This window comes from Streptomyces fructofermentans, from assembly GCF_014651055.1.
Taxonomy (GTDB): Bacteria; Actinomycetota; Actinomycetes; order Streptomycetales; family Streptomycetaceae; genus Streptomyces; species Streptomyces fructofermentans.
This window is the reverse complement of the sequence record NZ_BMWD01000013.1, coordinates 69,938-78,956: the sequence shown is the minus strand read 5'-3', so window position 1 is coordinate 78,956 and position 9,019 is coordinate 69,938. Positions and strand designations below refer to the sequence as shown.

At 74.6% G+C, this 9,019-nt stretch carries 7 protein-coding genes; 3 read left to right on the top strand and 4 right to left on the bottom strand.

Features of this window, described 5'->3' with window-relative positions; all coding sequences use genetic code 11:
• Nucleotides 1–299 precede the first annotated feature (299 nt).
• Nucleotides 300–1,523 carry a trans-sulfuration enzyme family protein gene (locus tag IE265_RS19320; protein WP_190036985.1) on the bottom strand — a complete coding sequence of 408 codons (1,224 nt, stop codon included), beginning with the start codon at nt 1,521–1,523 and terminating at the stop codon, nt 300–302.
• A gap of 89 nt (nt 1,524–1,612) precedes the next feature.
• Between IE265_RS19320 and IE265_RS19315 the strand changes: the two genes are divergently transcribed.
• Nucleotides 1,613–2,185 (top strand): Lrp/AsnC family transcriptional regulator, encoded by a 573-nt coding sequence (locus IE265_RS19315; protein ID WP_229916290.1) that lies wholly within the window; start codon nt 1,613–1,615, stop codon nt 2,183–2,185.
• A 32-nt stretch (nt 2,186–2,217) separates the two neighbouring features.
• Nucleotides 2,218–3,909 (top strand): DUF885 domain-containing protein, encoded by a 1,692-nt coding sequence (locus IE265_RS19310; protein ID WP_190036869.1) that lies wholly within the window; start codon nt 2,218–2,220, stop codon nt 3,907–3,909.
• Between the two features lie 47 nt (nt 3,910–3,956).
• Here IE265_RS19310 and IE265_RS19305 read toward each other — a convergent pair whose 3' ends face one another.
• Both IE265_RS19305 and IE265_RS19300 read right to left on the bottom strand, forming a co-directional pair.
• Nucleotides 3,957–4,490: an Imm21 family immunity protein gene (locus IE265_RS19305; protein WP_190036868.1), complete on the bottom strand. Its 534-nt coding sequence runs from the start codon at nt 4,488–4,490 to the stop codon at nt 3,957–3,959.
• An 86-nt stretch (nt 4,491–4,576) separates the two neighbouring features.
• Complete coding sequence (locus tag IE265_RS19300; protein ID WP_190036984.1) at nt 4,577–5,056, bottom strand: rhodanese-like domain-containing protein; 480 nt, start codon at nt 5,054–5,056, stop codon at nt 4,577–4,579.
• A gap of 380 nt (nt 5,057–5,436) precedes the next feature.
• On the opposite strand from IE265_RS19300, the gene IE265_RS19295 reads away from it, so the two are divergent.
• The gene (locus IE265_RS19295; RefSeq protein ID WP_190036867.1) at nt 5,437–5,883 is read left to right on the top strand and encodes an Lrp/AsnC family transcriptional regulator; all 447 of its coding nucleotides are present in this window, start codon (nt 5,437–5,439) and stop codon (nt 5,881–5,883) included.
• Nucleotides 5,884–6,017: 134 nt separating this feature from the next.
• Here IE265_RS19295 and IE265_RS19290 read toward each other — a convergent pair whose 3' ends face one another.
• A complete protein-coding gene (locus IE265_RS19290; protein WP_190036866.1) occupies nt 6,018–9,008 on the bottom strand; it encodes an AAA family ATPase in 2,991 nt (996 codons plus the stop codon).
• Nucleotides 9,009–9,019 lie beyond the last annotated feature (11 nt).

Here is a 9,019-nt window from a genome sequence, read left to right as displayed (position 1 = left end):
ACCCACGCCGCGGTCCCGGACCCGCACCGCATCCGGCACCATGACCCGGACGGCCACGGCAACCGCCACGGCAGCCCGCGCCGGTGGCTGTACCGGTGGCTGTACCGGTGGCCGTACCGGTCCCGCTCACCACGGGCCCGGACAGCACGGGCGGGTCGCACACCGGCACACCCCCGTGGCCCCGGCGCCCACACCCGCCCGTACTTGCACGCCCGCCCTCAGCGAGCACCCCCGCGGGCGGCCACCGCCCCCGGCGCCGCCCGCCTACCGCCTACCGCCTACCGTCGCCCGCCTACCGCCTACCGCTCCGCGACGGCCTCGCGAGAGACCTCGCCGGACACGGCCGCGTGCCCCGCCTCCAGGGCCTGGTCGAGGTCGGCCCAGAGGTCGTCCACGTCCTCCAGGCCGACCGACAGCCGCAGCAGCCGGTCGCCGACGCCACTCCCCCGGCGGTCGTCGGCGTCCACGATGCGGTGGCTGATCGACGCGGGATGCTGGATCAAGGTGTCGACGCTGCCGAGACTCACCGCCGGCGTGACGAGGCGGACGGCCGCGATCACCGCGTGCGGATCGCCCTCGACCTCGAAGGCGACCATCGCGCCGCCGATGCGGGGATAGTGCACGCGGGCCACGCGGGGGTCGGCGGCGAGCCGATCGACCAGCTCGGCGGCGTTCGCGGAGGCTGCGCGCACCCGTACGGGCAGCGTCGACAGCCCGCGCAGCAGCAGGTAGCCGGCGAGCGGGTGCAGCACACCGCCCGTGGCGAACCGGACCTGCCGCAGCCGTCCCGCGAACTCCTCGTCGCAGGCGACGACACCCGCCATCACGTCGCCGTGCCCGCCCAGGTACTTGGTGGCGCTGTGCAGCACGAGCCGCGCGCCCTGCTCCGCGGGGCGCTGCAGCACCGGTGTGGCGAAGGTGTTGTCGACCAGCAGCGGGACGCTCCCGCAGGCGTGCGCCACGGCCCGCAGGTCGATCTCCGCGAGAGTCGGGTTGGCGGGCGACTCGACCAGCACCAGTCCGGTGTCCGGCCGCAGGGCCGCCTCGATGCCCGCCGGGTCCACCCAGGTCACCTCGGACCCGAGCAGCCCCGCGGTCAGCAGGTGGTCGCTGCATCCGTACAGCGGCCGCACGGCCACGACGTGGCGCAGGCCCATGGAGTTCCGTACGAGCAGGACGGCGCTGAGCGCGGCCATGCCGCTGGCGAAGGCGACCGCGCTCTCGGTGCCCTCCAGCCGCGCGAGGGCCGTCTCGAAACGGGAGACGGTCGGGTTCCCGAGCCGGGCGTAGACGGGCGGCCCGTCCGGTTCGGCCCCGTCCGTGGCGAAGGCGTCGATGCGGGCGGCCTCGCCCCGGCTGTCGTACGACGGGTAGGTCGTGGACAGGTCGATCGGCGGGGCGTGCAGGCCCTGGCCGGCGAGGTCGTCCCGCCCGGCGTGTACGGCCTCGGTGGCCAGAGCCCTCGGCGCGCCGCCGCGGAGCCCCGCGACCCGGCCGGTTCCGTCTGCGTGGTCACGCTTCATCGCGTGCACATCAAAGCTGCCGAAATCCATGGCCACAGCCTGAACACCGAGCGGGGCGTTGGCGGAGAATCCCGTGTTACGTTCGGCCCATGGCCGAATCCGTCGTACTGGACCCGGTGGACCTCCGTCTTCTGCGGTTGCTGCAGAACGACGCCCGGACCACCTACCGAGACCTCGCGGCCCAGATCGGGGTCGCGCCCTCCACGTGTCTCGACCGGGTGACCCGGCTGCGCAGGTCCGGGGTGATCCTCGGGCATCAGCTGCGGCTCGATCCGGCCAAGCTGGGGCGCGGTCTGGAGGCCCTGCTGTCCGTGCAGGTCCGGCCGCACCGGCGGGAGCTGGTCGGACCGTTCGTGGAGCGGATCAGGGCGATGCCCGAATCGCGCACGGTGTTCCACCTCACGGGCCCGGACGACTACCTCGTGCACGTCGCGGTCGCGGACATGGCGGACCTCCAGCGCCTCGTCCTCGACGAGTTCACCGCGCACCGCGAGGTGGCGCGCGTCGAGACCCGCCTGATCTTCCAGCAGTGGGACTGCGGCCCCCTGCTGCCGCCCGGCCCCCGCTCGGGTGCGGCGGCGGGAGCGGGCCCGGTCGCGGGGCACGGTCCGGCAGCGGGCGCGGGTCCGGCCACCGGCCCGGGCGCGGCGGAATCCGGCTGACGCGCACGACCTCCCCGTATGAGGATGGCCGCATGTCAGAGACGAAGAACGTGCTGCCCCGCGAGGTCGCCGACGCCTATGTCGACGAGCTCATCGCCCTCGACCCGATCACCGGCACGTATCTCGGCGTGAAGGAGTGTTCGAGCAAGCTGCCCGACACCTCGCCCGCCGGTCAGGAAGCACTCGCACGGCTGGCGCGGGCGACCCTCGCGCGGCTCGACGAGGCGGAGCGTCTGCCGGGCGCGGACAGCGACATCGAGCGCCGGTGCGGACGCCTGCTGCGCGAGCGGCTCACCGCCGAACTCGCCGTGCACGACGCCGACGAGGGCCTGCGGGCCGTCGGCAACATGCACACGGCGGCTCACGCCGTGCGCGAGGTGTTCACCGTGACCCCCACGGAGACGGACGAGGACTGGGCCGCGATCGCCGAGCGGCTGCGGGCGGTGCCCGCGGCGTTCGAGGGCTACCGCGCCTCGCTCTCCCTGGGCCTGGAGCGCAAGCTCCACGCGGGCCCGCGCCCCACCGCGACGTTCGTCGAGCAGCTCACCGAGTGGTCGGACACGGACGGTTCGGGCCGAGGCTGGTTCGAGGACTTCGTGTCGACCGGACCCGACGCGCTGCGCGCCGGACTCGACGAGGCGGCCCGGGCGGCGACCGCCGCGGTCACCGGGCTGCGCGACTGGATGCGCGACGTGTACGCGCCCGCGATCGAGGGCGGTCCCGACACCGTGGGGCGTGAGCGGTACGCGCGCTGGTCCCGCTATTTCAACGGGACGGACCTCGACCTGGACGAGGCGTACGCCTACGGCTGGTCCGAGTACCACCGGCTGCTCGCCGAGATGCGCGAGGAGGCCGAGAAGGTCCTCCCGGGCGCCGGGACCCCGTGGGTGGCACTCGCCCACCTCGACGAGCACGGCCGGCACATCGAGGGGGTCGACGAGGTCCGCGCATGGCTCCAGGGCCTGATGGACCGGGCCATCGAGGAGTTGGACGGCACCCACTTCGAACTCGCCGAGCGGGTACGGAAGGTGGAGTCGCGGATCGCCCCGCCCGGCAGCGCGGCGGCCCCCTACTACACACCGCCCTCGGAGGACTTCTCACGCCCCGGGTGCACATGGCTGCCGACCATGGGACTCACGCGCTTCCCGGTGTACGACCTCGTGTCGACCTGGTACCACGAGGGCGTGCCCGGGCACCACCTCCAGCTCGCGCAGTGGGCGCACGTCGCGGAGAACCTCTCCCGCTACCAGGCGACCATCGGCGGTGTCAGCGCGAACTGCGAGGGCTGGGCGCTGTACGCGGAGCGCCTGATGGACGAGCTCGGCTACCTCAAGGACGCGGAGGAGCGCCTCGGCTACCTGGACGCCCAGATGATGCGCGCGGCCCGCGTCATCGTCGACATCGGCATGCATCTGGAGCTGGAGATCCCCGCGGACTCGCCCTTCCACCCGGGCGGGCGGTGGACCCCGGAGCTGGCGCAGGAGTTCTTCGGCGCCCACAGCAGCCGCCCGGCGGACTTCGTGGAGAGCGAGCTGACCCGCTACCTCTCGATCCCCGGCCAGGCCATCGGCTACAAGCTCGGCGAGCGCGCCTGGCTGCTGGGCCGCGAGAACGCCCGCCGCCGGCACGGCGACGCCTTCGACGCGAAGGCCTGGCACATGGCGGCGCTGTCGCAGGGTTCGCTGGGGCTGGACGACCTGGTGGACGAGCTGTCGAAGCTCTGACCCTTCCGGTCCGCTCGACCGCGCCCGCGTACGGGCGGTCGAGCGGGTCAGGGTCCCAGATGCCTGAGCTGTACGAGTCCGGTCCAGGCGCCGGGCCCCGGTTCGGTACGGGCCGCGCGGACCGCGTACCGGCCCGGGCGCAGGTCGATCCGCAGATGGCCCGTCTTCGCCGACTGGTCCCCGGGCCACGCGGCGTCGAACAGCACCACCGGCCCGGGGACCCGCCACTCCAGCTCGCGCGCCCACACCGCGGTGGTCAGGGCGGCCGCGACCCCGGCCGGCACCGCTCGCCCGGACGCCCCGGACACCCCGGACACCCCGGACGGCGAGCGTACGAAGGTGCCGTGCTCCGGCAGGTAGGTGGTCGCGGCGGGATCGTCGCCGAGTACGAGAGCGGTCAGGTTCCCCACGGGCAGCAGGCCGATGAGGCCGTCCACCTCGAACGCCCGGTCGTGGTCGCAGGCCAGTTCGTCGCCGCGGGCGCCCGACCAGAACGGCAGCACCACGTCCGGTATCGCTATGAGCGGTCCGCCGCCCGACTCGACCCACTCGGTCGAACGGGGGCGCGTGTATCTGGCCATGCGCAGAAAATACACGCCGGGACGACACGGAATTGACGATTCCTTTGCCTTCGGCGCAGGTGATACGCGACTGAGTCCTGCCGGGGTCAGCAGCCGCAGTCCTCCGCCCCCACGGGTGCCGTCAACGGGTCGGCCTGGCGCACCGCGTGGCCCTCCCAGGTCTCGAACTCGAAGCCCTCACGCACCCAGTACTCGAATCCGCCGAGCATCTCCTTGACCTGGAAGCCCAGTTGGGCGAGCGCGAGAGCGGCACGGGTGGCGCCGTCGCAGCCCGGACCCCAGCAGTAGGTGACGACCGGCACGGCCTTGTCGAGAAGCCGCTCCGCCTGCTCGGCGACGAGCGCGGTCGGCAGGTGGACCGCGCCGGGCACATGGCCCTGGTCCCAGGACTCGGTCGAGCGCGAGTCGACCACGACGAACCCCGGGAACCCGGGAAGGCCGGATTCCCGTGCCTGGGCCAGCGCGGCGGCGACGTCCGAGACGTCGGCGTGGAAGGCGAGGCTCGCGCCGAAGTGGGCGGCGGCCTCGGCGGGCGAGGCGGGCGGCACGCGCAGCACGGGGTTCACGGCCTCGACGCCGGGCTCACCGCCACCGGTCCGGACCCCGGCACCGTCGGTCGCACCGGCACCGGCACCGGCCCCGTCGGTCGTCGTCGTATCGCCCCCGGTCCCGGCCCCGGCTCCGGCGGAAGCCGTGACGTCGAGAGTTCCGGCGGGCGTCGTGCGGCCGGCAGTGGTCATCGTGTTGCCTTCCCTCCAGGTTCCGCCCTGTCGGCACCCTGCCGGCGCCGAGCCGATGCCCCGTGGGCATCGGGGCCGGTGACTCCCCCGCACCGGCCGTGCGGAACTCCATGACCGGAAATCTACGGCCGCCGAACCCCGCCCTGAAGTGACGATCCCCGGTCTCGTACTTGATCGGCCGGGGAATCCCCTGCTATTTCTCGTCCATGACCGCGTATTCCCCGGACGCCACGGATTGGCGCATCCTCGACGTCCTCCAACGGGAGGGCAGGGCGAGCTTCGCCGAGCTGGCCCGTGCCGTCTCCATGTCCCCGAGCGCCGTCACCGAGCGGGTGCGCCGCCTGGAGGAGGCGGGCGTCATCCGCGGCTACGCGGCCGTCGTGGACCCGGAGAGCCTCGGGCTGCCGATCCTCGCGTTCGTGCGCCTGCGCTACCCGAGCGGCAACTACAAGCCGTTCCACGACCTGGTGGGCACGACTCCGGAGATCCTGGAGGCGCACCACGTCACGGGGGACGACTGCTTCGTCATCAAGGTCGCGGCCCGCTCGATGCGCCACCTGGAGGAGGTGTCGGGGAAGATCAGCACACTGGGCTCGGTGACGACGAGCGTGGTGTACTCGTCGCCGCTGCCGCGCCGCCCGCTCGGCCTCTGAGACCCCGGCCCGCCCCCCGCTCGGCCTCTGAGACCCCGGCCCGCTCCCGTCCCTCGTCCCCTCACGGCGCCTCCCGCGCCCTCTCGCCACGCCACCGCTCGTTGCGAGTTGTCCGGCGGTGGGAGCAAGTGGCCTCAGTCGCCGCTCCGTTGGCGGACGATCGACCCCGACCGGCCCTTCACGACCTCCAGTTGGGCGTGGATGCGGCGCCGCAGGTCGGCGACATGGCTGACGATGCCGACGCTGCGGTCGCGCTCCCGCAGCGAGTCGAGGACGTCGAGCACCTCGTCGAGGGTCTGGTCGTCGAGACTGCCGAACCCCTCGTCGATGAAGAGCGTGTCCAGACGCACTCCCCCGGCCTCGTCGGTCACCACGTCCGCGAGTCCCAGGGCCAGTGCGAGGGAGGCGAAGAACGTCTCGCCGCCCGAGAGGGTCGCCGTGTCCCGCTCGCGCCCGGTCCAGGCGTCCACGACGTGCAGGCCGAGGCCGCTGCGGCCGCGCCCCGCCCGGTCGTCGGAGTGGACGAGGGTGTAGCGCCCCGAGGACATCCGCTGCAGGCGCGCGGTCGCCGCGGCGGCGACCTGCTCCAGGCGGGCTGCGAGGACGTACGACTCCAGGCGCATCCTGCGTTCGTTGTCCGCGGACGTGCCCGCCGTGAGCGTGGCGAGCCGCGCCACCCGGTCGTACTCCTCGCGCAGCGGTCCGAGTCGCCGGACCGCCGCCGAGGCCCGCAGCGACAGCCGGTCGAGTTCGGCGCAGCGGCGGGCGGCGGCGTCGCGGGCGGAGGCCGTGTCGCGCACCCGCCGGACGGCGGCCACGGCGGCCTGCTCCGCCGCCGCGAGGTCGACCGCGGGCCGCCCGGCCGCGGCGGCGGTGTCCGGCTCGGCCAGCACGGAGCGGACCGCCGCCTCCTCCTGCTGCCGGGCGTCGAGGCGGCGCTGGAGCGCGCGGTGGGCGTCGTCGTCGAGGAGAGCGGCCGCCGCGGCGGCCGGTGTGTCGAACCCGGCGCGGAACGCCGCGTCGGCGAGGCGGGCGTCGGCGTCCTTGAGCCGCCGGGCGGTGTCGTCCGCCACGCGCGCCGCGTCTGCGGCCTCGCCGAGCAGCGCGGCCTGCCGCTCCAGTTGGGCGGCGCGCGCGGACACGCTGGCCGCCGCGCCGCGCGCCTGCGTCAACTCGTCCTCCAGCGAGGCTCGTTCACGGTCGAGCGCGTCCCGTGCCGAGGCTCTTGAGGCGACCCGCCGGGCGGCCTCCTGCTGGGCGGCGAGCCGCCGGTCGTGCTCGCGCTCGGCCCGGTCCAGGGCTTCGCGCGCCGCGTGCAGGCCCGAGGCGGCGTCCCGTGCCGCGGAGTACCGGCGCTCCAGCTCCGCGAACTGCTCCGCGAGGAGTTCCGTGGGGGTGTCGCCCGCCTCGGCCGTCGCCGCGGCCAGTGCCTCCCTGGAGACGCCCAGGCGGCGCTCCGCCTCGGCGCGCCGCTCGTCGGCCCGCCGGTGGGCGGCCAGTGCCGCCTCCTCCGCCTGCCGGTCCACGTGTCCTTCGACCTTGCGCGCGGGCGCCGGGTGCTCGGTGGCGCCGCAGACGGCGCAGGCCTGTCCGTCGACGAGTCCCGCGGCCAGTTCCGCGGCGATGCCCTTGAGGCGCAGTTCCTTGAGGTCCAGCCAGTGGGCCTGGGCGTCCACTGCGGCCTCCCGCGCGGTGAGCACGAGGGCGTGGGCGTCGTCGGTGTCCCTGGCCAACCGGTCGCGCAGGCGGGCGGCGGCGAGACGTGCCTGCGCGGGTTCGCGCCGGACGGCGAGCTGTTCGGCGTGGGTGTTCGCCTCCTGGGCCGTCTCGATCCGGGTCCTCAGGTCCGCCCGGTTCGCCTCCCATCCGGAGAGCCAGCCGTCGGCCTCGTGCAGGACGTCCTCGTCGGCGCGCTCCTGCCGGTCCAGGGCGTCGCGCTCGGCGGCGGCGTCCGTCAGCCGGCGCTCGGCGCGACGGGCGGACTCCAGGCCGCCCAGTTCCTCCGCGGCCCTGCGCGCTGCCGTCGCGAGTCCGCTCGCGCCGGAGTCGGCGAACTCCTCGGGCAGCCGGGCGCGCGTGCGGGTCTCGGCGTCGGTGGCCCTGCGGTGCTCGGCCTCCGTGGTGTCCCGGACGTCGAGCGCGGGTCCCACCGCTTCGGCCTTGCGGCCGCGCTCCATGCGGGTCCGGACCTCGTCGTGGTCCGCGGAGCTCTCCTCCAGCCGCGCGGCGCGCTCGGTGGCCTCGGCGTGCCTGCGCTGGAGCCTCGCCACGTCGCGCACGTCGTCGAGTGCGCGGTCCGCGGCGGCCTGGGCCGATTCGGCGGCCTGCTGGGCGCAGTGCGCGACCGTGTGCCGCTCGCGGGCGGTGCCGCGCGCGACGGCCGCCCATTCCAGGACGGAGCCGGCGAGGCCGGGGTCGCCCGGGTCCAGGCCGGGGAGCGGCAGCTCGACGATTTCGCCGGCGGCCTGCTGCATGCGGTGGGCGTCGGCCAGGAGTTCCGTGTCGCCCGCCCGCACCCGGGTCTCGGCGGCGCGCCTCAGCTCGGCCAGCCGCTGTTCGACGGCGGCGAAGCGGCGGGTGTCGAAGAGTCGGCCGAGGAGCTTCCCGCGGGCCTCGGCGTCGGCGCGCAGGAAGCGCGCGAAGTCGCCCTGCGGCAGCAGGACGACCTGGCAGAACTGCTCCCTGCTCATGCCGAGGAGCTGGGTGACCTCCTCGCCGATCTCCTGGTGGGAGCGGCTGAGGTCCTTCCAGGAGCCCGCGGGCGCGTCGTACTCGCGCAAGTGGCTCTGGGCCTTCTCCGTGGTGGTGCCCGTGCCGCGCTTCTTGGCGCGCTCCCAGGGCGGCTGCCGGGTGACTTCCAGGCGGCGTCCGGCGACGCTGAGTTCGAGGGCCACCTCGGTGCGGACCCCGGCCGCCGCGTGGTCGCTGCGCAGGGAGCCTCCCTGGCGGGCGCCGGGGACGGAGCCGTACAGCGCGAAGCAGACGGCGTCGAGGACGGAGGTCTTGCCCGCGCCCGTGGGGCCGTGCAGCAGGAAGAGCCCGGCGGCCGAGAGGTCGTCGAAGTCGACCTCCTGGGTTCCGCCGAACGGCCCGAAGGCGGTGATGCGCAGTCTGTGCAGCCTCATCGGGCTCCCTC

Bases quoted from the DNA above. Each gene is read 5' to 3' on its own strand.
- IE265_RS19310 (WP_190036869.1), top strand. From the start codon at position 2,218: ATGTCAGAGACGAAGAACGTGCTGCCCCGCGAGGTCGCCGACGCCTAT.
- IE265_RS19290 (WP_190036866.1), bottom strand. From the start codon at position 9,008: ATGAGGCTGCACAGACTGCGCATCACCGCCTTCGGGCCGTTCGGCGGA.
- IE265_RS19320 (WP_190036985.1), bottom strand. From the start codon at position 1,523: ATGAAGCGTGACCACGCAGACGGAACCGGCCGGGTCGCGGGGCTCCGC.
- IE265_RS19295 (WP_190036867.1), top strand. From the start codon at position 5,437: ATGACCGCGTATTCCCCGGACGCCACGGATTGGCGCATCCTCGACGTC.
- IE265_RS19315 (WP_229916290.1), top strand. From the start codon at position 1,613: ATGGCCGAATCCGTCGTACTGGACCCGGTGGACCTCCGTCTTCTGCGG.
- IE265_RS19305 (WP_190036868.1), bottom strand. From the start codon at position 4,490: ATGGCCAGATACACGCGCCCCCGTTCGACCGAGTGGGTCGAGTCGGGC.